We start from the raw sequence: 26,057 nt of genomic DNA on the forward strand, positions 1-26,057 counted from the left end.
GGTTGTCATGGATTTTAATGAAATTAAAGAATTAATAGGACTTATTAATAGTTCAGATTTATCTTATTTTGAAATTAAAAATGAAAATAATTATATAAAAATGGATAAATCTATAACAAGAAACTATATAAATCCAAATAACGATACTATAGATATTAATAGTTTAAATAAATTAGCAGTTACAGAAAGCTTAGATAAATTAGAGTTGCAAGATTCAAATTTAAATAATATAAATACAACTAATATAAACTCACCTATAAATAATAGTATGGATGATAATATAGAAATTGACTGTGATTATATTAAGTCTCCAATAGTAGGTACTTATTATGAAGCAACATCACCAGATGCAGATCCATTTGTTAAAGTAGGACAAAAAATATCAGAAGGTGAAGTTGTATGCATAGTTGAAGCAATGAAACTTATGAATGAAATAAGTGCAGAATTTGATTGTGAAGTAATAAGTGTTTTAGGTAAAAATGGGGAAATGGTAGAATATGGTGAACCATTATTCAAAGTAAGGAGAATATAAATGTTAACTGTTAAAGAGATAAAAGAAATATTACCACATAGGTATCCTTTCTTAATGATAGATAGAGTAGAAGAAGTAATAGAAGGTAAAAGTGCAAAGGGATATAAAAATGTCACAATAAATGAAAACTTTTTTAATGGTCATTTTCCCGAGTATCCAGTAATGCCAGGAGTATTAATTCTTGAAGCATTAGCTCAAATGGGAGCAATATGCATACTTTCTATGGAAGACTTTAAAGGTAAAATTGGATTTTTAGTTGGAGCAGATAAAGTTAGATGGAAAAAGCAAGTAATGCCAGGTGATAAATTAGAATTAGAAATAGAGATTATAAAATTAAGAGGTAGCATTGGAGTAGGGAAAGGAAAGGCTACTGTAGATAATCAAATAGTTTGCGAAGGTGAAATAATGTTCGCTATTGGGTAGGTGGTATTATGTTAAAGAAATTACTTATAGCAAATAGAGGTGAAATTGCAGTAAGAATAATTAGAGCTTGTAGAGAACTTGGTATAAATACTGTTGCAATTTACTCAGAAGCGGATAGATATGCTCTTCATACACAAATGGCAGACGAAGCTATTTGTGTTGGAGGGCCTTCTAGTAAGGATAGTTATTTAAATATGGCCAATATCCTAAGCGCTTGTGTTTTAACACAATGTGAAGGTATACATCCTGGGTTTGGTTTTTTATCAGAAAATCCTAAGTTTGCTAAAATGTGTAAAGAGTGTAATATAAAATTTATCGGACCAGATTATGAAGTTATAGAATTAATGGGAGATAAGGCAAGAGCTAGAGAAATAATGAAAAAATCAAATATACCTGTTGTTCCAGGTTATGAAGGAGAAATAAATTCTTATACTGATGCTTTAGAAATTGCAAATAATATAGGATTCCCAGTTATGATAAAAGCCGCTGCTGGAGGTGGTGGTAAGGGTATTAGAATTGTAAGAGATACTAGTGAGTTTAAATATAATTATGAGGCTGCTAAACTAGAATCAAAATCTTGTTTTGGTGAAGATAAAGTTTATATTGAAAAGTATATAGAAAAACCTAGACATATTGAATTTCAAATATTAGCAGATGAATTTGGAAACATTGTTCATCTTGGTGAAAGAGAGTGTTCTCTTCAAAGAAATAATCAAAAGGTTTTAGAAGAAGCTCCATCATCATTTTTAGATGATAAATTAAGAAATGAAATGGGTAAAGTTGCTATAAGGGCAGCTAAGGCAGTAAACTATAAGAATGCAGGGACAATTGAATTTTTAGTAGATAAAAATGGTGAGTTTTATTTTATGGAAATGAACACAAGAATTCAAGTTGAGCATCCTATAACAGAAATGATTACAAATATAGATATTGTTAAAGAGCAGTTAAAGATAGCATCAGGTATAAAACTTGAATTTACCCAAGAAGATATAAATATATCTGGTCATGCAATTGAATGCAGAATTAATGCTGAAGATCCTAAGAATAATTTTAGACCATGTCCTGGGGTTATAAGTGAACTATATGTACCATCAGGTTTGGGTGTTAGAGTTGATAGTGCAATATTTTGTGGATATGAAATACCACCGTATTATGATTCAATGATTGGGAAACTTATCACCTATGGAGATAATAGAGAAAATGCTATTATAAAAATGAAAAGAGCATTAGCTGAATTTGCCATAGGGGGAGTTACTACTAATATAGATTTTCAATATGAAATATTAGAGCATAAGGATTTTATAAATGGAGATTATAACACATCATTTATAGAAGAGAAGTTGGTGAATAATAATGCTTAAAAATTTATTTAGAAAAAGAGAGTATGTTACAGTTAATAGGGTATATTTAGATAATAAATCTATTCCTAATATACCAGATGGAAAATGGATAAACTGTAATAAATGTAAAAATATTATTTATACAGAAGATCTACAGAGAAACTATAATGTTTGTATTAACTGTGGTTTTCATTTTAAAATCTCTGCAAAAGAAAGAATAAAACAGATATTTGATGAAAATAGCTTTACGTATTTATTTGAAGAAATTGTATCTGAAAATCCACTTGATTTTGCTGGATATGAAGACAAGTTAAAAATAAATAAAGAGAAATCTAAATTAAATGAAGCTGTTATAACAGGAGTAGGAAGTATAAATTCAAATAAAGTTGCAACAGCTATTATGGATAGCAATTTCATGATGGGAAGCATGGGATCTGCAGTAGGTGAGAAAATAACTAGAATTATAGAATATGCTACAGAAAATAAATTACCATTAATTATATTTACAGCTTCAGGTGGAGCTAGAATGCAAGAAGGGATATTTTCATTAATGCAAATGGCAAAAACATCAGCAGCAATTGCAAAACATAATAAAGAAGGTCTTTTATATATAAGTGTTATTACTAATCCAACAACTGGAGGTGTAACAGCAAGTTTTGCAATGTTAGGAGATATTATTATTAGTGAACCTAATTCTGTTATTGGATTTGCAGGTAGAAGAGTTATAGAAAATACTATTAATGAAAAGTTACCAGAAGATTTTCAAAGTGCTGAATTTGCATTAGAAAAAGGTCTTATTGATTCTATAGTAAAAAGAAAAGACTTAAAAGAATATTTATCAAAGATACTTAGCTTACATGAGGTGATAGAATATGCAAAATGATGTAAATATAATATGGGAAAAAGTTAATATAGCAAGACATAAAGACAGACCTAATGCTAGATATTATATAGAAAATATATTTGATGATTTTGTAGAACTTCACGGAGATAGATCATTTAGGGATGATAAAGCAATAGTTGCTGGTATAGCGAGGGTAGATAATTTTAATATAACTGTAATTGGTATTAATAAAGGAACTAATACAAAGGAAAATATAGATTCAAACTTTGGAATGGTTCATCCAGAAGGGTATAGAAAAGCTCTTAGACTTATGAAACAAGCTGAAAAATTTAAAAGACCTATAGTATGCTTAGTAGATACTCCAGGGGCATTTTGTGGTATTGGAGCAGAAGAAAGAGGTCAAGGACAGGCAATAGCACAAAATTTATTTGAAATGAGTAATCTAAAAACACCAATTATTTCAATAATTATTGGCGAAGGTGGAAGTGGTGGAGCTTTAGCACTAGCAGTAGGAGATAAAATATATATGATGGAAAATTCGGTTTATTCTATTTTATCGCCAGAAGGATTTGCATCAATACTATGGAAAGATGTAAGTAGGTCAAAAGAAGCTGCATTAGCTATGAAAATATCTGCAGATGATTTAAAGAGTTTTAACATAATAGATGATATTATTAAAGAACCAGAAAATGGAGCACATAACAATCCTATAGAGTCTGCTAACAATATAAAATCATTTATTATTAAAGATCTTGAAGAATTAATAAATCAAGACATAAATTATTTATTAGAAAATAGGTATAATAAGTTTAGAGGAATGGGAAATTTCTATTAAAACTCAGATTATAATTCAGTTTACTATAAATTAAAGCTTGGTACCAATTGAATTTATTCGAAAAATTTATTATAATATTACAGTTAAAATAAAAATATGGAGACCTAATACTATGAAAAATTCAACTGAAGAGGTACTAAATACATTATTGGTACAATTATTTAATGATATCCTACATATTGAAGAAAAAGCTTTAAGAAGTACAGAGTTTACTGACCTATCTATTACAGAAATTCATACTATAGATGCTATAGGAACAGAAGGTAATAGAACTATGGGTGAGATAGCTCATGATTTAAGAATAACTGTAGGCACATTGACTACAGCAATAAATAGACTTATAAAAAAGGGTTATGTTGAAAGAAAAAGAATAGAAGAAGATCGAAGAGTAGTAATAGTAAGTCTTACTGAAAAAGGAAAAAATGTTTTTGATATTCATAGTGTATTTCATAAGGAGATGATTGATACTATTCTTGAAAACTTCCATGGTGAAGATTTAGATGTTTTAACTAGAGCCCTAGGTAAAGCGAGCAGATTCTTCGAGAAAAAATATGAAAGCTTCCAGTAGGAGGCTTTTTTTACATTATATAAGATTATAAAAACCTAGTAGGAATTAATAAACTAAAATACAAAATATAAATTCTCATAAAAAACTAATTCTTAAGAATAAAAAAGTTGCTTTAATATAGATCAAAGCAACTTTTTTTATTCTTATAAACTTATGAATTAAAATTATTTATATTTCACAAGTTAACTCTTCAATAACTTCTTTAACTGACTTTATTTTATTTATTTTATATGCATCTGCACCACAGAATAGTAAAGCATCATCCAGGTTTCCTTTTACAGCATTTATTAATGCCTGTGAAATACAATAAGGTGTATCTTTAGGATTACATGGTACTAGACAATTGTAGCACTTTGTTATTTTAGGTTTTGAATATGAAATATGTTCAATAAACTTATTTTTTATTGCTCTTCCTGGAAGACCAACAGGACTTTTTACTATTTTTATGTCTTCTTTTTTTGCATTTATATATGCATTCTTAAAGTTTTCATCTGCATCACACTCATAAGTTGTGACAAATTTAGTTCCCACTTGAACACCACTTGCGCCCATATCTATGTATTTCTTTACATCAGAACTTGAAGATATACCACCAGCTGCTATAACAGGAATTTCTTTATTATATTTTTCTCCATAAATCTTTGCTATTTGAAGTATTTTTATAAACTCATCATCGTAATTAATAGAATTTATATTTTCTAACTCATCATTGCTAAATCCTAAATGCCCACCGGCTTTGGGACCTTCTACAATTATTAGATCAGCTGTTGTATTATCTTTTTTATCCCACATTTTAAGCAAGATATTCGCACCTTTAGATGAAGATACTATTGGTGCAATTTTAGTATTACTATTCTTTACTAAATTAGGTAATTTTAATGGTAATCCAGCACCGGATATAATAATATCACAACCAGATTTAATAGCTGTTTTTACATGTTCTTCATAGAAGTTCATTGCAACCATGAGATTTACACCTATTATACCATTACTTGTTTTTTCTTTTGCAATAGATATATGCTTTTTTAAAGCTCTTAAGTTAGCTTCTAACGAATTCTTTTCAAAATCATCTTCATCATACCCTATATTTACTCCAGAGATAACTCCTATACCACCAGAGTTACTTACTGCTGAAGCTAAAGATGAACGGGATATACCTATACCCATACCTCCTTGAATAATAGGAGCTTTTGCGATTAAATTTCCAATAACTAATGGTTTCATATAATTTCCTCCATTGATAAGGAAACTTTAAATTTTAATATTTAACTATTTACTAAGATAAGTACTATTATACTATAAAATTAAAGAATTATCAGTAAATTAATTAAGATATATTTACATATTTTAATTAATTTACTGATAATAGACATCATTTAATATAATTAGGAATATTTTATTATAACAAAAGATAGAAATATCCATTAATCACAAAGAGTTTATATTATTAAAGGAGATGAAGTAGTGACTGCGGTTGCATGGTTTTTTATGGGGATATCATGGACAGTTATTATTGCTACATGTGTGATATCCATTAGGAAATCGTTATAAAATAACAAATAAAAAAAGAGTATTCCTTTTGGGATACTCTTTTTTTATGTAAATTAAGGATATAGAAAATAAATTTTGCAGATAATATTTTTAATATCATTAAGAAAGGTAGAATTGACATATGAAAAAAAAATTTACATTTCCAACTGCATATACAGTTATATTAATTGTTATGTTGATTGTATTAGGACTCACATATATAATTCCAGCTGGAAAATATGCTAAGTTGCAATACGATTCAGTTAATAATGTTTTTATTGTTGAAGATCCAATAGGTGACATAGTTGAGTTTGAAGCTACACAAAATACATTAGATGAATTAGGAGTAAACATAAATTTAACTAGATTTACAGATGGATCCATAAGTAAGCCAGTAGGTATTCCAGGAACATACGAGCAACTTTTAAGACCTAAAAGTTCAATATTTGGAGCAATAGGAACTTTCTTAAAGGCTCCTGTACAAGGTTTATATGACTCTATTGATATTATCGCGTTTGTACTTGTAATTGGTGGTCTTATAGGGATTATTAATAAAACTGGAGCCTTTACTGCTGGAATAAACGCACTATCAACGGCAGCAAAAGGAAAAGAAGCCTTATTAATAGTAATAATAACGATACTTGTAGCTTTAGGTGGTACAACTTTTGGACTAGCTGAAGAGACAATAGCGTTTTATCCTATAGTAGTCCCGATTTTTATAGCTGCAGGATATGATGCTCTTGTTGCTATAGCAGCAATATATTTAGGTTCTTCTATTGGAACCATGGCATCTACAGTGAATCCATTTTCAACTGTAATAGCTTCGAATACGGCTGGAATTGATTTTACTAACGGTATGCCTCTTAGAATATTTATGCTACTTGCAGGTGTTGTAATTTGTATTATATATACAATTAAATACGCTGAAAAAGTAAAAAAAGATCCATTAAGCTCTTATATATATGATCAAAAGGATGAACTAGAAGCACAGTTTTTATCTAATCATAATTCAGAAGCTTTGCCAGAATTTACAACTGCTCGAAAGACTATATTAATAATATTTGCTTTAGCATTTGTTGTTATGGTATATGGTGTGAAAGAACTTGGCTGGTGGTTTGAAGAAATGACAGCTTTATTTATATTTGTAACATTTATTATGATATTTTTTGCAAAACTAAGTGAAAAAGAATTTGTTGGAGAATTTATGGCTGGTGCATCAGATCTATTAGGTGTGGCTATAATAATAGGTCTTGCTCGTGGTGTAACTATAATAATGGAAAATGGTATGATAAGTGATACTATATTAAATAGCTTAAGTGGAGCTGTTTCCAATATGAATGGTGTAATTTTCTCGACATTTATATTCTTTGTATATATAATTTTAGGATTCTTTATTTCATCATCATCAGGTCTTGCTGTTTTATCTATGCCTATAATGGCTCCTCTAGCAGATGTTGTTGGAATAAACAGGGATATTATAGTTAGCGCTTATCAGTTTGGTCAAGGTATAATGAGTTTTATTACTCCTACAGGGCTGATACTGGCATCACTTGCTATGGTAAATGTAACATATGATAAATGGTTGAAATTTGTATTACCATTAGTTATAATTATTGCAGTATTAGCAATTGTTACTCTCGGTGTAGGAGTACTGATATAATAATTATTTAACAAGGTCACTCTGTAAATGAGTGTCCTTATTAATTTTTGCTTATTTACTTATACTACTAATGCCTTAATATATGATAAACTTAAGTTATGAAATTAAGATGGGGGGAGTTTTTACATGATAAAATTAATAGCAACTGATATGGACGGAACACTATTAGATTCAAATAAAAATATTAATCCAGAATTCAATAAGATTTTGAATACATTAAAAGAAAAAGAGATTATATTTGCAGCTATCAGTGGAAGAGATTTAATATCGCTAAAACATGCATTTAAGGATATTAAGGAAGACATTATTTTTGCTTCAAATAATGGTAATTTCATAGTTTATAAAGATAAAGTTTTATTTGAAAATTATATTGAAAAAGAAGAACTAAATTGCATACTTCCAACAATAAGAAAAAATGCAAAACACTTTACTATATATTGTACTAAAGACGGGGTATATTCAGAGAGTTTATTTCCTCTTATAGCTGGGCTTAAATTTGGTTTAAAAGTAAAATTTGTAAAAGATATTACTAGAATAAATTCTAATATAATTAAAATAAGTACTTTTGGAAAGCAAAAAATGATTAATAGAAGTTTAAATGACTTAAAACCTTTTGAAGATAGATTTATGATAACTCCTTCAGGATCAACTTGTTTTGATATATGTAAAGTTGGTGGACATAAAGGCCAGGGAATTAAAATACTTCAAGATTTATATAATATTAAATTTGAGGAAACGATGGTATTTGGTGATCATATGAATGATATAGAAATGATGGATTTTGCATATTTTAGCCATGCAATGGAAAATGCAGAAAAAGAAGTCAAAGAAAGGGCTAGATTTATAGCTAAAACTAACGATGAGAATGGAGTTATTGAAGCTATAAAAAAACATGTACTTGAAAATTATAGCTATAGTTATAATTAAAGTTAAACTAATATGAATTAAATGGTACTAAAATTATATAATTTAGATTTTCTAAATATAGTTTTATTAGCTTTTATATTATTTTGCATGTATAATAGATAAATACAAATAATTGCAAAACAGTAATCTAAGGAGATATAGATATGAATTATATAGCACCAAATAATAAGTACGAAGTATTTGTAAAAAATATACCGATAAAACAAAAGTTTGATAAACTAATTACAAAATCAGTTAATATAACACCAAGACAAATTCAAGAGTGTATAGAATTTGCAAAAGAAAGTTTAGAAAAGTCTGATGATTATATGAAATTAGTACCTAATGATATAAAAGACATAGATACTCAAAAAAAGATTGGAATGCAAAGAATATTTATAGAAAAAATAGCTGAATGTGGAGTTGTTAACTTCCTAATACACAATAATATAGATAAATCTGTACTATCAAAATACAAAATAGGAATTAAAACTGCAATAGCAAAGGAAATACACACTAGATTAATTATAGATAAGAAAGAATTTGAAGATAAAAAAAATAGTAATGATTATTATATAGGTATTCATCTTAACTTAGAAATGGAAGATAAAAAAGATAGTGTAAAAAGGCACTTAGTTAAAGATTTATATGATATTGAAAAAGTTCAAATATTTGGATACTTAGATCATAAATTTATAAATGAACTTAAGTATGAAACTATAAAAAATAAATCAGGAAAAAAAGAGTTTAGATTCTTTACCAAAAAATCTTCTGATTATAATTCTAAAAAAAGCTATGCCAATCTTTTGGGTACTGAATGTAAATGGTACTACTTAGATAGATTAATGTCTATAGACAACTTATTAAAAAAGATAAAATAATCTAAAAATATATATTATAAAAACCCAATTAAGTAGATTAAAAAAATCTGATTAATTGGGTTTTTATGTTAATAATAATTTAATTACTTTATAATAAATTTAATAAAATTATTTAATATAAATTTGGGTATACCTTAATAATAGTTATCCATTATGGTATAATAATTATTTAGAAAGTAAGGAGGTCGAAATATGCAAATAGACAGAAGTAAATTAACTCCTATGATGAAACAGTATTTTGATTGTAAAGACAAGTATCCTGATTGTATACTGTTTTTCAGGCTTGGAGATTTCTATGAAATGTTTTTTGAAGATGCTATTGTTGCTTCAAAGACATTAGAAATAGCATTAACAGGAAAATCTTGCGGATTAGAAGAAAGAGCCCCAATGTGTGGTATACCTTTCCATTCTGCAAATTCATATATATCAAAATTAGTAGAAAATGGATATAAGGTTGCTATAGGAGAGCAACTTGAAGACCCAGCAACAGTTAAAGGAATAGTTAAAAGAGATGTTATAAGAGTAGTAACACCAGGTACGGTACTTGAAGGTAGTTTACTAGAAAATAAAAAGAATAACTATTTACTTTCTTTATATAAGAAAGATGATAGTATAGGGCTTACTTATGTAGATATAAGTACAGGAGAAACTAATGCAACATATTTATCTAAAGATAAAGTAATTGAAGAAATTGCTAAAATTCATCCAACAGAAATAATAATTAATGATTTAAGCTTCGTTGATGAGTTAAGAAATATAGCAACTATAGGAAATATTTATATAAATGAAAACTTTAATGAATCTTATTTGAGTACTGAAATATTAAATGAATACTTTAGTAATGAATATTTAAGTAAGTTAAGATTTGATGAAAATAATTTAATAAAAACTAGTTTATGTATACTTTTAAATTATATTTATAATACTCAAAAGCAAATTACATCAAATATTAACACAATTAATATATACAACTCAAGTGAGTATATGGTACTAGATATGTTCACAAGAAGCAACTTAGAACTTACCCAAACAATAAGAGGTAGTAAGAAAAAAGGTTCACTTCTTCACGTACTTGATAAAACTTCTACTGCAATGGGAGGTAGACTTCTTAGAAAATATGTAGAAGAGCCATTAGTAAACAAGAAGAAAATAGAAAATCGTCTTAATGTAATTGAAGAAATTAAAGATGATTTTATGCTAAGAGAAGATTTAAATGAAATTCTTAAGAATGTATATGATATAGAAAGAATATGTGGAAAAATAGCTTTTGAAAAAGTAACTCCTAAGGAAATGATTCATTTAAAAAATTCTATTGAAAAGTTACCAGATTTAAATAATATAATAAATTCTTCAAATGCTAATATTCTTAAAAAGTATATTGAAGAAATGGATGACTTAAACGATATTTACAATTTAATTGATGAATCTATAAAAGAAGATCCAAGTGTAACCATAAAGGATGGAAATATAATAAAATCTGAGTTTAATGATGAATTAAAAGAACTTAGAGATATTTCTAAAAATGGAGCTTTCATGATAAAAGAAATAGAAAATCGTGAAAGAGAAAAAACAGGTGTTAAATCTTTAAAAATAGGATTTAATAAGGTATTTGGATACTTTATTGAAATAACTAAAGCTAATTTAAATACTGCTAATATAGATGACGGATATATAAGAAAGCAAACATTAAGTAATGCTGAAAGATTTATAACTTCGGAATTAAAAGAAATAGAAGATAAAATACTTCATGCTGAGGAAAAAATAAAAACTTTGGAATATGAGATATTCGTAAATATTAGAGAAACTATTTATAAAAATATAGATAGAATACAAAAAGTTGCTAAAACAATAGCGAATATAGATGTATTTGTATCCTTTGCAATAGTTGCATATATGAATAACTATGTAAAGCCTATTATAAATGATAATAATAAATTAGATATAAAGAATGGCCGCCATCCTGTTATAGAAAATATAGTAGGTGAAGAAAACTTTGTACCTAATGATACCTATTTAAATAGTGGAGAAAATATAATAAATATTATTACTGGACCTAATATGGCAGGTAAGTCTACATATATGAGACAAACTGCAATAATTACACTAATGGCACATATCGGTTCATTTGTACCTGCTGAATATGCTAATATTCCTATATGCGACAGAATATTTACAAGAGTTGGAGCAAGTGATGATTTGTCTCAAGGACAGTCTACATTCATGGTAGAAATGAGTGAAGTTTCTCATATACTAAAAAATGCTACTGATAAGAGTTTGGTAATATTAGATGAGATAGGTAGAGGTACAAGTACTTATGATGGTATAAGTTTAGCATGGTCAATAGTAGAATATATTCAAAATAATATTAAATGTAAAACTTTATTTGCTACTCATTATCATGAATTAACTGATTTAGAGAATGAGTTTGATGAAGTTAAAAACTATTCAATTGCAGTTAAAGAAGATAATGAAGGCATTGTATTTTTAAGAAAGATAATACCACAGGGTGCAGATAAAAGTTATGGAATATATGTTGCTCAATTAGCTAAGCTTCCAGAAGAAGTAATAAATAGATCTAAGGAAATACTAAAAGATTTAGAAAAGAATCATATTAACAATAGTGTTGCTATAAAAAAAGACAACATTAATTCAGATGATTCAATAGATAATGTTCAAGTAGACTTAACTTCTTTAGTAAATATGAATATTAATAATAAAGTTAATATAGAAAAAGTAAGCAATTTGGAAAAAGAAGTAGAAAAATTAAAACTTGAAAATAACCAATTAGATAAAAACTATAAAAACGTAAAAAATGATTATGATAAGTTAAATAAAGAATATAAAGAACTAAGTGAAAACTTAGAGTCAAGTGTAGTTAAAGAAAGTGCAATAACTCAAATATCATTTGATGGTATCAATAGTAATGACTTAGTTGAAGATATACTTAAATTAGATATATTAAGTATGACGCCACTTGATGCAATGAATGCTTTATTTAACCTTCAAAAAAAAGCAAAAGATAAAAAATAACCTCTTGGAGGTGGATTATGTCAAATAGAATAAATATACTAGATGATTTAACAATAAATAAAATTGCTGCAGGAGAGGTGGTCGAAAGACCATCTTCTGTAGTTAAAGAGTTAGTTGAAAACTGTGTAGATGCAAAATCGACAAAAGTTATAGTTGATATTGTAGATGGTGGAAAAAAATCAATAAGGGTAACAGACAATGGTTCTGGTATTTTATCAAGTGAAGTTGATAAATCCTTTTTAAGACATGCGACTAGTAAAATAAAGGAAATAGATGATTTATATGATTTGTATTCCTTAGGATTTAGAGGAGAAGCTTTAGCATCAATTGCAGCTGTATCTAAGTTGGAGATGATAACAAAGGCAAAAGAAGAAGTAGTAGGAACTAAGGTTTTTGTTGAAGGCGGCAAAATTATTTCAAAAGAACCTGTTGGTACTACTAATGGTACTACAATTATTATAAAAGATATATTCTTTAATACACCTGTAAGACAAAAGTTCTTAAAATCTACTCATGCAGAAACAATAAATATAAGTGATTTAATTAATAAACTTGCAATAGGCAATCCAGCTGTTCAATTTAAGTATATTAACAATGGAAAACAAATGCTTAACACACCTGGTGATGGAAAGTTAATTAATGTAGTTAGAAGTATTTATGGCAAGGATATTACAGAGAATTTAATTGAAGTAGATTTTGAATGTGAATATTTTAGAATGAGTGGATATATAGGAAATAATAATGTATATAGGTCTAATAAAAACTTACAACATACTTATATAAATAAAAGGTTTGTAAAAAGTAAAGTTATATTAGATGCTATAAATGAAGCGTATAAATCTATAATACCAATAGGAAAGCATGCTGTATGCTTTTTAAATATAAGTATAAATCCAGCAAAAATAGATGTAAATATACATCCTACTAAGTTAGAAGTTAAATTTGAAGATGAAAAAGATCTATACATTCAATTAAGAGATTATTTAAGAAGAAAACTTTTAAGTTCAAATTTATTAGGAAAATATGAAACTTATGACAGAACAAGTAATCCTACTATTAAAGTAAAGGAATATGCAAATAAGGTTAGTGAAAGTTCTAAACCAATAGAAGTAGTACAAGCTCTAGACAATAAGCCTATAGATAGCTTTAAATCTGTCAATGATGTACTTAATCCAAAAAGTGAAGTAAATCACAATATAAAAGAATTAGAAAAGATAGACTCAATATTAAAAGAAGATAATAATTTAACTAAAAGCTTAGAAAAATCTATTCTTAATAGAGAAACTACTTTTTTTAATGAGAATAAATCATTTAACTTATCTAAGGGTGATGAAAGTATCAAACTAACTAAAACTAATAATGAAAATGAGTATATTATAGATGGAAACCTAGATATGAATAAATCATTTTCAATTGAAGACTTAGAAGAACTTGATAAACTAGATAATTTAGACGAAAGCTATGGTTTAAAAGAATCGAATAGTTTATATGATAATACTTTGAATGATAAAATGAAAAATGATATAAACTCTAATTTTGACAGTGATTATTTAAATGATTCTTCAACAAAAGAAAGTATACAAGAAGGTTTTTTTAAGGAAGACGAGGATAAATTATCATTAGATGGTTATACTGTATTAGGTGTGGTATTTAATACTTATATAGTATTACAAAAAGGTGAGTCAATGTATTTACTAGATCAGCATGTTGCTCATGAAAGAATTTTATATGAAGAGTACATGAGTAAATTTTATAAACATGATATAAGTATGCAGATGTTACTTGACCCTATTGTATTAGAACTATCAACTGTTGATATGTTACAAGTAGAAAAGAATTTAGACTTATTTATGAACTTTGGTTTTGAGATAGAGATATTTGGTAATAATCATATTATGATAAGATGTGTACCAACAACATTTGGAATACCAGAGTCTGAGAAGTTTATATTACAAATAATAGATAATATAGATGAAATAAAAAACAACTATGAATTAAAAGGAGAAAAATTTGCATCTATGGCGTGTAGAGCAGCTATTAAAGCTAATGATAAAATTCATAAACTTGAAATAGATAACTTGATAAGCCAGTTAAATAAATGTGAAAATCCTTTTACTTGTCCACATGGTAGACCAATAGTAGTTGAAATTTCGAAAAAAGAAATAGAAAAAATGTTTAAAAGAATTATGTAATTAAGGAAGGATAGTATGAAGAAGATACCACTGATAATACTTACAGGTCCAACAGCGGTTGGTAAAACAGACTTATCAATAAAAATTGCAAAAAACTTGTCTGCAGAAATAATTTCTGCAGATTCTATGCAAATATATGAGTATATGGATGTAGGAAGTGCTAAGGTAACTAAAGAAGAAATGGATGGTGTACATCACTATATGATAGATGAAGTAAAACCAGATTTTAAGTTCTCGGTTTCAGAGTTCCAGCTAAGAGCAGATAAATATATAGATGAAATAGTAGCAAAAAATAAGTTACCATTAGTCACTGGAGGAACAGGATTATATCTAAATTCATTAATATATAACATGGATTTTGCAAAATCTAATGCAAATAATGAGATTAGAGAATCTCTTAGATTAGAGCTTGAAGAGCATGGAATTGATTATATGCATGAAAAGTTAAGATCATTAGATGAAGAATCTGCAAATAGAATACATAAAAACAACACTAAAAGAGTTATTAGAGCTTTAGAAGTGTGCCTTAGTGGTGAAAAAATGAATGATTTTTCAAAAGACTTAAAATTTAATGATAAGTATGAGCCAATTATAATTGTATTAAATAGAGAAAGAGAGCATTTATATGAAAGAATAAATAAAAGAGTAGATATTATGCTTGAAAAAGGATTAATTGATGAAGTAAAGAATTTACTTAATATGGGATACTCTAAGGATTTAATCTCTATGCAAGGAATTGGATATAAAGAGATTATAAAGTACTTAGATGGAGAATACACTTATGATGAAGCTATTGAAGTAATAAAAAGAGATTCTAGAAGATATGCAAAAAGGCAAATAACTTGGTTCAAAAGATATGAATCTGCAAAATGGTTTAATTTGGATGAATATAATGATTTTAATATACTTGAAAAAGATGTATTAACTTATATTGAAAATAAGATTAAACTTGTATAAAATATAATAGAGGTATAAGATATAGTATAAAATATTAAATATATACATTAATTTTAAATTTAATTTATCTCGGGAGGGTATTAGGCAATGAAAAATACAGTTTTAAACTTACAGGACTTATTTCTAAATAATGCTAGAAAAGAAAGAATACCTGTAACAATATACTTAATGAATGGAGTTCAAGTAAAAGGACACGTAAAAGGTTTTGATAGCTACATAATTCTATTAGAAGGGGATAATAGACAACAAAATATGATTTATAAACATGCTGTGTCAACTATAGTTCCGGCTAAGTACATAAATTTACAAAATAACCAACAACAAAATACAAATAATAGATAAGTAAATAATATAACTCAATATAAAATGGATATAAGTAATTTAACAATTACTTATATCCATTTTTTGTTAAGAATCTATAAAATTATTTAATAAAATCAAGTAATATATATAAATGATGTTATTATAACTATTAATGCAGTTACAAAAATAGGTATAAGTACTGAAGTAACAAATATATCTTTATATGCATCTTTATGAGTTAAACCGCAAATTGCAAGTGTAGTAATTACGGCACCGTTATGAGGTAGTGTATCTAATCCACCAGATGCCAATGATGCAATTCTATGCATTACTTCTGGTGATATATTTAAACTTTGACTCATCGTAATAAATGTTGGAGCTAAAGCATCTAAGGTTATTGTAAGACCACCAGATGCTGATGCTGTAATGCCGCAGATAATATTAACTGAAAGAGCTTCAGAAATTATTGGATTAGATGATATATTAAGTATTAAACTTTGTAGAGTTATAAAAATAGGAAGAGATTTAATTACGCTTCCATAACCTACTATTGCACTTGAGCTTAGTAAAGGTAAAAAAGAATTGCTTATACCTTCATTTAGTACTTTATTTAAATTTTTTAACTTATTCATGTTAACTAGTAATATGATTAATATAGAAATAAAGATAGATATAATAACACTCCAAGTTCCTGAAATAGAATCTAATGTTAGATTATACTTATTTAAATATGAACCATCTACTAAATGCTTATAAAAAATTTTAGAGAAAAATAAATTACTAATAAAAATTATTATAATAGGCATAACTGATATAAATATATTTGGTATATTTAAGTTATTATCAAATCCTTCATCAGAATTAAGTGTACCATAACCTTCATTGTTTAAATTTGCTTGCTTTACTCTATATGTAAGCCAAGTAATACCAAGAATTAGCATAAGTAAGCTAGCAGTTATTCCAATAAGAGGAGCTGAAAAAGTATCTGTTTTAAAGTATCTCATTGGAATTACATTTTGAATTTCTGGTGTACCAGGTAAGGCGGTCATAGTAAATGTAAATGCACCTAATGCAATAGTTCCTGGTATAAGTCTTTTAGGAATATTAGACTCTTTAAACAATACATTTGCTATAGGATAAAGCACAAAAGCAACTGTAAATAATGATACACCGCCATAAGTAAGCAATGCACCTGCTAATACAACTGCTAAAATAGTTTTATCATTTCCTAATTTTTTAGTTATGAAATAAGCTATGGACTTAGCATAGCCGACTTCTTCCATTAATCTAGCAAAGATAGCTCCTGTTAGAAATATTGGAAAATAGTTTTTTACAAAGCTGGAAAATCCATTCATATATGTTTCTGTATATGTAAACATTAGGTGTCTACTTGAATCTCCACCAATAATTAAAACTGTTAATAAGGCTACTATTGGAGCAGTTATTATTGTTGAATATCCTTTATAAGCTAAGTATATTATTAGTGATAAAGATAAGATTAGTCCGATAATACTGAACATTATAATTACTCCTTTTATGAAATTTAATTTATATATCTAATATACCCAAAATTAAATATTAAAAACTTATACATATATTTATAAGTTGAAATAATAAAAATAACTAATAGAATCTATGTAAAAAACTATAAACTTGCGTGAAAATACAGGATATGATAGAATTCTAATGTTAAATATATACAAAAGACAGGTGAAAAAAATGCTTAATGAAACAAAAGAACTTTTAAAAGGTTTTTATGGATTAGATAACGAAACTTTTGAATTATCAGAAGAAGTAATGAAAGACATAGAACCTCAATTTGAGAAGATAAAAAAAATAAGAGAATACAATCAGTATAAAGTATTAAAAGCTATGCAAGAAGCTCGTCTAAGTGATAATCACTTTAATTGGACTACGGGTTATGGATACAATGATATAGGAAGAGAAAAGGTTGAAGAAATATATGCAAATGTATTTGGTGCTGAAGATGCATTAGTTAGACCTATTATTGTTAATGGGACTCATGCGTTAAGTCTTTGCGTACAAGGTCTTGTTCGTCCTGGAGATGAAATATTATCCGTAACAGGTGCACCTTATGATACATTGCAAGGTGTGATAGGTATAAGAGAAGAAAAGGGATGCTTAAAAGAGTTTGGTGTTACATATGATCAAGTAGATTTTTTAGAAGATGGTAACATAGATTTAGATGGTATAAAAAGAAAAATAAATGATCGAACTAAGCTTGTAATGATACAAAGATCTAAAGGATATGCTTGGAGAAAATCATTAACAATAGAAGATATAAAAGAAGCTGTAGAAACTGTTAAATCAGTTAATAAAGACATAATAGTAATGGTTGATAACTGTTATGGTGAATTTTTAGATACAAAAGAGCCAATTGAAGTTGGTGCTGATATTATGGCTGGTTCATTAATAAAGAATCCAGGTGGAGGACTTGCTTTAACTGGAGGTTACATTGCTGGTAAAAAAGAATTAGTTGAAATGATATCTTATAGATTGACTACTCCAGGAATAGGTAAAGAATGCGGACTAACATTTGGAACAACAAGAACTGTACTTCAAGGATTCTTTATGGCGCCTTATGTTACATCTCAAGCTGTAATGGGAGCAATATTCTGTGCAAGAGCATTTGAAAAGCTAGGATATGATGTTCTTCCTAAATATGATGATTTAAGGAGTGATATTATACAAGTTGTTAGACTTAACAATGCTGAAGAAGTTATAAGCTTCTGTCAAGGTGTACAAGAAGCTGCACCAGTTGATTCATATGTTAGACCAGAGCCATGGGCGATGCCTGGATATGATAGTGATGTTATTATGGCTGCAGGAGCATTTATACAAGGTTCTTCTATTGAATTAAGTGCAGATGCACCAATAAGACCACCATATAATGTATACTTCCAGGGTGGACTTACATTTGATCATTCTAAGATGGGAACTTTAAAAGCTATCCAATCTATGAAAAATGCAACTAAATAATAAATAATAAATAATATAAAAGAGGCTTACTAATATTAGTAAGCCTCTTTTATATTATTTATTATCTATCATTTTTATAGTTTTCAAGTTATTAAAATAATATTAGAATACTGGTATTATAATTCCTTTGTAATATTCTTCACTATATATTTTTCAATATATTTTTAAAAAATTCAAAATATATTGAAAAATATAAAATGTAGTACTATACTTAAGTTAATAAATTTACAATATGGAGGGTATTATGAAGAATTTAAGAAAGGGATTAGTTAAAATATATTATCGCTATTACGCTATCTAGTATTTGTTATTAAATTTTAATACTAGTAATTTATATTGCGAAAATATATAATCCTTATCTTATTGGGTGAATAATACTAATTTATATTAATCTTATTTATATTATCATATAAAATAAGGTTAAATAGTGTATATAAATGGAGCTCATAAGAGCTCTATTTTTATTTGAACAAAATGTGTTCTAAATGTAAATTTATTAGAAATTATTTATATTTGAAGGGAGAGGAGTTTATGGAAGTTGACTATCACTATTTGTATATATGGGAATTAATTAAAAAAAGAAAGTTTAAAACTTAAGGGGGATTTTAAAATGAATTTTATTGAAAAAATTGGAAAAATAGTATCTAAGAATTTAACTATATTAGTAATACTTGTAGCTGTTTATTGCTTTTTTATACCTTCTACTTTTCAGTGGGTAACTCCAAATATGGGAAGAATTTTAAGCATAATGATGTTTGGGGTTGGAATGACAATAAAAAGAGATCAATTTAAGCTAGTTTTAGAAAGACCAAGAGATGTATTTATCGGAGCATTTTGCCAGTTTACTATAATGCCACTAGTAGCATTTATTATATCTAAAATATTTAATTTATCACCAGAGTTATCACTAGGTCTTATATTAGTTGGAACTTGTCCAGGAGGGGTATCATCTAATGTAATGAGCTTTTTAGCAAAAGGGGATGTAGCACTTTCTGTAAGCTTAACAACAATGTCTACAATATTAGCACCAATACTAACACCAGTTATTACGTTAATATTAGCTAAAAGCTATATAGAAATATCAATCATATCAATGTTTATTTCAATAATCAAAACAATAATTATTCCTATTTTATTGGCAACATTATGTAGCAAACTATTTCCTAAAATTAATGAATTTATGAATAAGTTATTGCCTTTATTATCTAGTATTTTACTTATGATGCTTGTATCTGGAAGTATAAGTGGAAGTGTAGAAAGTATAAAAACATCAGGAATTATAATGTTTTTAGCAGTTATAATACATCATGGAATAGGTTTTCTACTTGGATACATTATTGCAGGAAGATGTAAAATGAATGAAAATAAAAAAAGAGTTATATCTTTGGAAGTAGGTATGCAAAATTCTGGCTTAGCAACTACTTTAGCTTTTGATCATTTTACACCTGTTGTTTCTGTAGCAGCAGCACTTTCTGGTCCACTACAAACAATATTTAGTGCTATATTGGCTAATTATTGGGCAAATAAAGAACTTAATAAGGATACTGATAATAGAAATGAGGATAATATAATAGAATATTAAATAATAAAATTAATATGATAAAAAATATTTATATATTTATAAAATATAATTAATTATTATAAAAGTTTTATAAAATATTTAATTTTTAAAATTGATTTTTATAATATGAATGAATACAATATGCGTATAGGTAAAATATTCAAAGGAGGATATTATGAATAAATTAGGAATGAATTTTTCACAACGATTTTTTAGTTTCTTTAACTGGGGCTTTTACTTTAGCGCTAGAAGATTGTTGTGTAAAAATAAAGAAATTTTCCTAATGAGAATAATATCTATATATATGTAGCTATATTTTGTATAAGTGATGTTTTAATAATACCATTTCATAAAATAGCTATAAACTTTAGTATAGTAAATTAAAAGAGCTCATTAGAGCTCTTTTTTTATTGTTAGGGGGGATGTAAATGGAATCTGATTTCGGAGACTTTAGAATAAAGAAATTAATAAAATTAAAAAAAATGAAATTACTAATTTAAGGGGGATTTATCATGAAATTAATAAATAATATAGAAAAGATAGGAAAGTTAATGTCAAAATACATGACTATATTAATAGTAGGTATTGCAATATATTCATTTGTAATTCCTTCTACATTCACTTGGGTTACACCTAATATGAATACAATACTACAAATTATGATGTTCGGAGTTGGTGTAACTATTAGTATAGAGCAATTCAAGTTAGTCTTAGAAAGACCAAAAGATGTTTTCATTGGAGCGATAGGACAATTTACAATAATGCCTCTTGTTGCATATGCTGTTTGTAAATTATTAAATTTACCACAAGAAGTATCAATTGGACTAATATTAGTTGGTAGTTGCCCAGGAGGGGTATCATCAAATATGATGAGTTTTATAGCAAAAGGCGATGTTGCTCTTTCAGTAAGTTTAACTACAGTATCTACTCTAATAGCTCCTATAGCAACACCAATTTTGACATTAATATTAGCTGGAAGTTATATAGAAGTATCATTATCTGCAATGTTCTTATCAATAATAAAAGTTGTTTTAATACCTATAATTGCAGGTGTTTTATGTAATAAATATTTACCAATTGTTAGTGAAATAAGTGGAAAATGTATTCCTATGTTATCAAGTATAGCTTTAATGTGCTTAGTAGCTGGAGTTATAAGTACAAGTGTAGATAATATAAAAACAACTGGTTTATTATTATTTGTTGCTGTTTTAATACACAATGTTTTTGGTCATTTACTTGGTTATATATTGGCTAAAAAATTCGGAATGGACGAAGAAAAAAGAAGAGTTGTTTCATTAGAGGTAGGTATGCAAAATACAGGCCTAGCAACAACTTTAGCAATAAATCATTATAGTATTCTTGCAGCTTTACCAGCGGCAATAGCAGGTACATGGCAAACCATATTCAGTGCCATACTAGCTAATTATTGGGCTGAAAAATCTAAAAATAAGGTATTACCTCTTGAGTCTGAGTATATGAATAATAAGTAAAATATTACAAATAATAGCTTATAAGAAATAAGATAGGAGAAAACTTATGATAAAGGTTTTAAAAATTATTTTACTTATTATGGCTATTACAATTTTTGCAAGTTATAATAACAGTTTTACTTTTGCAATGGAGCCAATTATGGACTATAAATATTCTTTAGAGGAACATAGAATAAAAAGAGCAAAGTTTATATGGGAAGCATCTTTAACTGAAATGGTTAAAGCTAATGATTTAAGTAACGAAGAAATGAAATCTGTAAAAAATTATCTAAAGGATTCTATAAAACAATCAAAAAAACAAGAAAGCCGATATGAAATAGAAAGAAAAGCCTTGAGTGTATCTAGAGTAGATGATCTGGTAAAAAATCATATTTTAGATGAGATTCAAGGTAATAAACTTAAGAAAAAATTAAATAAATATGATTTAAGTGATTTAGAGTAATATTATATAGTTGAGATAGTTTATAGTTGTATAAAAAAATAGGAATATTATTATATTTTATAATAATATTCCTATTTTTTATTTATAATACAAAGCACTAAAGTTGAAATGTCTTGTTGACACTTTTTTATGTAAATATCTTTTTTATAAAAGAAAGTATAAATTAAAAAAGAATAATATTATAAAATATAAAATGAAATATTTTTTATATAACTTTCATTTTTAATTATTTTGTAAAAAACATAAAAAATAGATGCAATATTGAAAAAAGAGTAATACAATATATTACAAGATTGAAATACTAATCTTAAATCTAACTAAAAATGAAATATATATATAAAAATTTGCAAAATACTTTGATTAATATATATAAATAATTAATTTAAACCAATATAATAAATGTAGGAGGTATTTAGTATGTGTGTAGTTGATAAATCTAATTCAAAAGGAATAAGTATAGTAGATACTACTTTAAGGGATGGAGAACAAACTGCTGGTGTTGTATTTGCAAATCATGAAAAAATTGCAATAGCAGAAATGCTAAGTGACCTTGGAATAAATCAATTAGAAGTAGGTATCCCGGCTATGGGTGGAGATGAAAAGGAAGTAATTAAATCCATATGTAAAAGGAATTTAAAGCCAAGTATAATGGCTTGGAATAGGGCGGTAATATCTGATATTGAAAATTCAATAGACTGTGGTGTTGATGCAGTTGCAATTTCTATATCAGTATCTGATATACACATTCAACATAAACTTAAAACATCAAGAGAATGGGTAATAGAAAATATGGTAAAATCAGTAGAGTTTGCCAAGAAAAATGGGTTGTATGTATCTGTAAATGGAGAAGATGCTTCAAGAGCTGATTTAGAATTTTTAACTACTTTTATAGATGCTGCTAAAGAAGCTGGTGCAGATAGATTCAGATATTGTGATACAGTTGGAGTGATGGAACCATTTTCTATAAAAGATACTATAATGAAACTTTATAATAGAACAAAGTTTGATATAGAAATGCATACACATAATGATTTTGGATTAGCAACAGCAAATGCTATAGCTGGTGTTTTAGGTGGTGCTAATTATATAGGAGTAACTGTAAATGGCTTAGGAGAAAGAGCTGGAAATGCAGCATTAGAAGAAGTATTAATGGCACTTAAGTATGTATATAATTACGAAGTTAATATTGATACAACAAAATTTAAAGATTTATCTGAATACGTATCAAAGGCAGCTGGTAGGGAATTACCTTCTTGGAAAGCAATAGTTGGAAGCAATATGTTTAAGCATGAATCAGGAATACATGCAGATGGAGCATTAAAAAATCCTAAAAACTATGAAGCTTTTGATCCAAAAGAAGTAGGTCTTGAAAGACAAATTGTAATAGGAAAACATTCTGGAAAAGCTGCTATAATCAATAAATTTATGGAATATAATATTAATTTGACTGAAGATGAAGCAAACATGATGTTAAAAGCTGTAAGAGCATTATCTATTAGAGCAAAAAGAATATTATTTGATAAAGAATTAGTTCAACTTTACAATGATATAAAAAAATATAGAAATATAGGCTAAATATATAATTAATATAGGGGGAGATACCAATGGGAGATAATTTAACTTATAAGATACTAAAAAAACATATCGTAGATGGAAAATTAAAAAAAGATGAATTTATTGGAATAAAAATAGATCAAACATTAACTCAAGACTCAACTGGAACAATGGCTTATCTTCAACTTGAAGCAATGAATATAGATAAAGTTAAAACTAAAAAAAGTGTAGCCTTTATAGATCATAATATGTTACAACAAGGTTTTGAAAATGCAGATGATCATAAGTATATTCAGACAGTTGCTGATAAGCATGGTGTATACTTTTCAAGGCCAGGAAATGGAATATGTCATCAAGTATTTCTAGAAAGATTTTCAACTCCTGGAGATACTCTTTTAGGATCAGATAGTCATACACCAACTGCTGGAGCAGTAGGCATGTTATCAATTGGAGCTGGGGGACTTGATGTTGCTTTAGCTATGGCAGGAGGAGCTTATTATATAAATGTACCTAAGGTTTGTAAAGTTAATTTAATAGGTAAGTTAAATTATATGGTAGCTTCAAAGGATATTATATTAGAGTTGTTAAGAAAACTTACAGTAAAAGGTGGAGTAGGTACTGTATTTGAATACTCTGGAGAAGGCCTAAAGTATCTATCTGTACCACAAAGGGCTACTATAACAAATATGGGTGCTGAACTTGGAGCAACAACTTCTATATTCCAAAGTGATGAAAGAACTTATGAATTTTTTAAAGCACAAAATAGAGAGAATGAATGGATTGAATTAAAGGCAGATGAAAATTGTGAATACGATGAAGAAATAACTATAGATTTAAGTAAGCTAGAACCTTTAGCAGCTATTCCACATTCACCTGATAATGTGAAAAAAGTTAATGAAATAGGGAAGATAAAAGTGGATCAAGTTGCAATAGGAAGCTGCACTAACTCATCATATGAAGATTTAATGAAAGTTGCTCAGATACTAAAAAATAGAAAGGTTCATAAAGATGTAAGTTTAGTTATTGCCCCTGGTTCAAGACAGGTAATGGAAATGCTAGCTAGAAATGGAGCCTTAGCAGATATTATAAACTCAGGAGCAAGAATATTAGAAAACTCATGCGGACCATGTATAGGTATGGGGCAATCTCCAGGCACAAATTCAGTATCTCTTAGAACTTTTAACAGAAATTTTTATGGTAGAAGTGGAACTTTATCAGCACAAATATATTTAGTGAGTCCTGAAGTAGCTGCAGTAAGTGCAATAGAAGGAGTACTTACTGATCCTAGAGATTATAAGATAGAATTTAATAATTTAGAAATAGATAAGTTTTTAATAGACGATAGTATGATTATAAAACCTTCAGAAGAAAGTGATTTAGTAAAAGTTGTAAGAGGCCCTAATATTAAGCCTTTTCCAATTAATACTAAACTAGAAAATACTATTAGTGGTAAAATAGTTTTAAAAACTGAAGATAATATTACAACTGATCATATAATGCCATCTAACGCTAAGTTATTACCATTTAGAAGTAATATACCGTACTTATCAGAATTCTGCTTTAATACAGTAGATACAGAATTCCCTAAAAGAGCTAAAGAAAATAATGGTGGATTTATAATAGGTGGAGAAAACTATGGTCAAGGATCAAGTAGAGAACATGCTGCTTTAGCTCCACTTTACTTAGGTATTAAAGGTGTTATAGCTAAAAGTTTTGCTAGAATTCATAAAGCAAATCTTATAAATAGTGGAATAATACCTATGAAATTTTTAAACGAAAAAGATTACGACGAAGTTGATTTATTAGATGAATTAGAATTAAGAAATTTAAATGAAAATTTATATAATGGGGTATTAGAAATAACAAATATTACTAAAGGGAATACATTTAAAGTTAAAATTGAATTATCACAAAAAGAAATAGAAATTATAAAAGCTGGTGGAAAATTAAATTACACTAAGAACCAAGTGGATCAAGCAATAGAACGTATATAAAATTGGAGGGGTACA

The 26,057-nt window shown here is 27.4% G+C and carries 22 protein-coding genes; 20 read left to right on the plus strand and 2 right to left on the minus strand.

Annotated elements, in window-relative coordinates; translation table 11 throughout:
- Positions 1–7: 7 nt before the first annotated feature.
- From accB to H8923_RS07790, 6 genes are all read left to right on the plus strand, one after another.
- The gene (gene accB, locus H8923_RS07765) at positions 8–532 is read left to right on the plus strand and encodes an acetyl-CoA carboxylase biotin carboxyl carrier protein (protein WP_153926197.1); all 525 of its coding nucleotides are present in this window, start codon (positions 8–10) and stop codon (positions 530–532) included.
- Positions 533–955 (plus strand): 3-hydroxyacyl-ACP dehydratase FabZ, encoded by a 423-nt coding sequence (gene fabZ / locus H8923_RS07770; protein ID WP_147540274.1) that lies wholly within the window; start codon positions 533–535, stop codon positions 953–955.
- Positions 956–963: 8 nt separating this feature from the next.
- Positions 964–2,316 (plus strand): acetyl-CoA carboxylase biotin carboxylase subunit, encoded by a 1,353-nt coding sequence (locus H8923_RS07775; RefSeq protein WP_153926198.1) that lies wholly within the window; start codon positions 964–966, stop codon positions 2,314–2,316.
- On the plus strand, positions 2,309–3,178 hold the full coding sequence (accD, locus tag H8923_RS07780; RefSeq protein WP_153926199.1) for an acetyl-CoA carboxylase, carboxyltransferase subunit beta: 870 nt from the start codon (positions 2,309–2,311) through the stop codon (positions 3,176–3,178). The genes H8923_RS07775 and accD overlap by 8 nt, the downstream gene beginning before the upstream one ends.
- Entirely contained in the window at positions 3,168–3,974 is an 807-nt protein-coding gene (locus H8923_RS07785) for an acetyl-CoA carboxylase carboxyltransferase subunit alpha (RefSeq protein ID WP_153926200.1), read from the plus strand. The genes accD and H8923_RS07785 overlap by 11 nt, the downstream gene beginning before the upstream one ends.
- Positions 3,975–4,086: 112 nt before the next feature.
- The gene (locus H8923_RS07790; RefSeq protein WP_147540270.1) at positions 4,087–4,542 is read left to right on the plus strand and encodes a MarR family winged helix-turn-helix transcriptional regulator; all 456 of its coding nucleotides are present in this window, start codon (positions 4,087–4,089) and stop codon (positions 4,540–4,542) included.
- Positions 4,543–4,710: 168 nt separating this feature from the next.
- On the opposite strand, the gene H8923_RS07795 is transcribed toward H8923_RS07790, so the two are convergent.
- On the minus strand, positions 4,711–5,766 hold the full coding sequence (locus tag H8923_RS07795; RefSeq protein ID WP_153926201.1) for an NAD(P)H-dependent flavin oxidoreductase: 1,056 nt from the start codon (positions 5,764–5,766) through the stop codon (positions 4,711–4,713).
- A gap of 448 nt (positions 5,767–6,214) precedes the next feature.
- On the opposite strand from H8923_RS07795, the gene H8923_RS07800 reads away from it, so the two are divergent.
- From H8923_RS07800 to hfq, 7 genes are all read left to right on the plus strand, one after another.
- Positions 6,215–7,732, plus strand: coding sequence for a YfcC family protein (locus tag H8923_RS07800; RefSeq protein ID WP_153926202.1), 1,518 nt, complete (start codon positions 6,215–6,217; stop codon positions 7,730–7,732).
- A gap of 126 nt (positions 7,733–7,858) precedes the next feature.
- Positions 7,859–8,659, plus strand: coding sequence for an HAD family hydrolase (locus H8923_RS07805; RefSeq protein ID WP_153926203.1), 801 nt, complete (start codon positions 7,859–7,861; stop codon positions 8,657–8,659).
- Positions 8,660–8,802: 143 nt separating this feature from the next.
- Positions 8,803–9,519, plus strand: a complete 717-nt coding sequence (locus H8923_RS07810; protein WP_153926204.1) for a hypothetical protein — start codon at positions 8,803–8,805, stop codon at positions 9,517–9,519.
- Positions 9,520–9,711: 192 nt separating this feature from the next.
- Positions 9,712–12,549 carry a DNA mismatch repair protein MutS gene (mutS, locus tag H8923_RS07815; protein WP_153926205.1) on the plus strand — a complete coding sequence of 946 codons (2,838 nt, stop codon included), beginning with the start codon at positions 9,712–9,714 and terminating at the stop codon, positions 12,547–12,549.
- 17 nt (positions 12,550–12,566) lie between these two features.
- Complete coding sequence (gene mutL, locus H8923_RS07820; RefSeq protein WP_153926206.1) at positions 12,567–14,741, plus strand: DNA mismatch repair endonuclease MutL; 2,175 nt, start codon at positions 12,567–12,569, stop codon at positions 14,739–14,741.
- A 15-nt stretch (positions 14,742–14,756) separates the two neighbouring features.
- Complete coding sequence (gene miaA, locus H8923_RS07825; protein WP_153926207.1) at positions 14,757–15,698, plus strand: tRNA (adenosine(37)-N6)-dimethylallyltransferase MiaA; 942 nt, start codon at positions 14,757–14,759, stop codon at positions 15,696–15,698.
- Positions 15,699–15,785: 87 nt separating this feature from the next.
- Positions 15,786–16,040 (plus strand): RNA chaperone Hfq, encoded by a 255-nt coding sequence (gene hfq, locus H8923_RS07830; protein WP_147541020.1) that lies wholly within the window; start codon positions 15,786–15,788, stop codon positions 16,038–16,040.
- 95 nt (positions 16,041–16,135) lie between these two features.
- On the opposite strand, the gene H8923_RS07835 is transcribed toward hfq, so the two are convergent.
- Entirely contained in the window at positions 16,136–17,521 is a 1,386-nt protein-coding gene (locus H8923_RS07835; protein WP_153926208.1) for a GntP family permease, read from the minus strand.
- 199 nt (positions 17,522–17,720) lie between these two features.
- On the opposite strand from H8923_RS07835, the gene H8923_RS07840 reads away from it, so the two are divergent.
- The 7 genes from H8923_RS07840 to H8923_RS07865 all read left to right on the plus strand — a co-directional run bounded on the left by H8923_RS07840 (position 17,721) and on the right by H8923_RS07865 (position 26,042).
- A complete protein-coding gene (locus H8923_RS07840; RefSeq protein WP_153926209.1) occupies positions 17,721–19,001 on the plus strand; it encodes a methionine gamma-lyase family protein in 1,281 nt (426 codons plus the stop codon).
- A gap of 610 nt (positions 19,002–19,611) precedes the next feature.
- Positions 19,612–20,583: a bile acid:sodium symporter family protein gene (locus tag H8923_RS07845; protein ID WP_153926210.1), complete on the plus strand. Its 972-nt coding sequence runs from the start codon at positions 19,612–19,614 to the stop codon at positions 20,581–20,583.
- A gap of 154 nt (positions 20,584–20,737) precedes the next feature.
- Positions 20,738–20,872, plus strand: a complete 135-nt coding sequence (locus tag H8923_RS17475) for a hypothetical protein (RefSeq protein ID WP_263457701.1) — start codon at positions 20,738–20,740, stop codon at positions 20,870–20,872.
- A 202-nt stretch (positions 20,873–21,074) separates the two neighbouring features.
- The gene (locus tag H8923_RS07850; protein ID WP_153926211.1) at positions 21,075–22,052 is read left to right on the plus strand and encodes a bile acid:sodium symporter family protein; all 978 of its coding nucleotides are present in this window, start codon (positions 21,075–21,077) and stop codon (positions 22,050–22,052) included.
- 46 nt (positions 22,053–22,098) lie between these two features.
- The gene (locus H8923_RS07855) at positions 22,099–22,494 is read left to right on the plus strand and encodes a hypothetical protein (RefSeq protein WP_153926212.1); all 396 of its coding nucleotides are present in this window, start codon (positions 22,099–22,101) and stop codon (positions 22,492–22,494) included.
- Between the two features lie 417 nt (positions 22,495–22,911).
- Entirely contained in the window at positions 22,912–24,069 is a 1,158-nt protein-coding gene (nifV, locus tag H8923_RS07860) for a homocitrate synthase (RefSeq protein ID WP_153926213.1), read from the plus strand.
- A gap of 29 nt (positions 24,070–24,098) precedes the next feature.
- The gene (locus tag H8923_RS07865; RefSeq protein WP_153926214.1) at positions 24,099–26,042 is read left to right on the plus strand and encodes an aconitate hydratase; all 1,944 of its coding nucleotides are present in this window, start codon (positions 24,099–24,101) and stop codon (positions 26,040–26,042) included.
- Positions 26,043–26,057 lie beyond the last annotated feature (15 nt).

This window comes from Romboutsia faecis (genome assembly GCF_014323405.1).
GTDB lineage: Bacteria > Bacillota > Clostridia > Peptostreptococcales > Peptostreptococcaceae > Romboutsia_E > Romboutsia_E faecis.

Coding starts and splice junctions, on each gene's coding strand:
- accB (WP_153926197.1), top strand. CDS start 8: ATGGATTTTAATGAAATTAAAGAATTAATAGGACTTATTAATAGTTCA.
- fabZ (WP_147540274.1), top strand. CDS start 533: ATGTTAACTGTTAAAGAGATAAAAGAAATATTACCACATAGGTATCCT.
- H8923_RS07775 (WP_153926198.1), top strand. CDS start 964: ATGTTAAAGAAATTACTTATAGCAAATAGAGGTGAAATTGCAGTAAGA.
- accD (WP_153926199.1), top strand. CDS start 2,309: ATGCTTAAAAATTTATTTAGAAAAAGAGAGTATGTTACAGTTAATAGG.
- H8923_RS07785 (WP_153926200.1), top strand. CDS start 3,168: ATGCAAAATGATGTAAATATAATATGGGAAAAAGTTAATATAGCAAGA.
- H8923_RS07790 (WP_147540270.1), top strand. CDS start 4,087: ATGAAAAATTCAACTGAAGAGGTACTAAATACATTATTGGTACAATTA.
- H8923_RS07795 (WP_153926201.1), bottom strand. CDS start 5,766: ATGAAACCATTAGTTATTGGAAATTTAATCGCAAAAGCTCCTATTATT.
- H8923_RS07800 (WP_153926202.1), top strand. CDS start 6,215: ATGAAAAAAAAATTTACATTTCCAACTGCATATACAGTTATATTAATT.
- H8923_RS07805 (WP_153926203.1), top strand. CDS start 7,859: ATGATAAAATTAATAGCAACTGATATGGACGGAACACTATTAGATTCA.
- H8923_RS07810 (WP_153926204.1), top strand. CDS start 8,803: ATGAATTATATAGCACCAAATAATAAGTACGAAGTATTTGTAAAAAAT.
- mutS (WP_153926205.1), top strand. CDS start 9,712: ATGCAAATAGACAGAAGTAAATTAACTCCTATGATGAAACAGTATTTT.
- mutL (WP_153926206.1), top strand. CDS start 12,567: ATGTCAAATAGAATAAATATACTAGATGATTTAACAATAAATAAAATT.
- miaA (WP_153926207.1), top strand. CDS start 14,757: ATGAAGAAGATACCACTGATAATACTTACAGGTCCAACAGCGGTTGGT.
- hfq (WP_147541020.1), top strand. CDS start 15,786: ATGAAAAATACAGTTTTAAACTTACAGGACTTATTTCTAAATAATGCT.
- H8923_RS07835 (WP_153926208.1), bottom strand. CDS start 17,521: ATGTTCAGTATTATCGGACTAATCTTATCTTTATCACTAATAATATAC.
- H8923_RS07840 (WP_153926209.1), top strand. CDS start 17,721: ATGCTTAATGAAACAAAAGAACTTTTAAAAGGTTTTTATGGATTAGAT.
- H8923_RS07845 (WP_153926210.1), top strand. CDS start 19,612: ATGAATTTTATTGAAAAAATTGGAAAAATAGTATCTAAGAATTTAACT.
- H8923_RS17475 (WP_263457701.1), top strand. CDS start 20,738: ATGAATAAATTAGGAATGAATTTTTCACAACGATTTTTTAGTTTCTTT.
- H8923_RS07850 (WP_153926211.1), top strand. CDS start 21,075: ATGAAATTAATAAATAATATAGAAAAGATAGGAAAGTTAATGTCAAAA.
- H8923_RS07855 (WP_153926212.1), top strand. CDS start 22,099: ATGATAAAGGTTTTAAAAATTATTTTACTTATTATGGCTATTACAATT.
- nifV (WP_153926213.1), top strand. CDS start 22,912: ATGTGTGTAGTTGATAAATCTAATTCAAAAGGAATAAGTATAGTAGAT.
- H8923_RS07865 (WP_153926214.1), top strand. CDS start 24,099: ATGGGAGATAATTTAACTTATAAGATACTAAAAAAACATATCGTAGAT.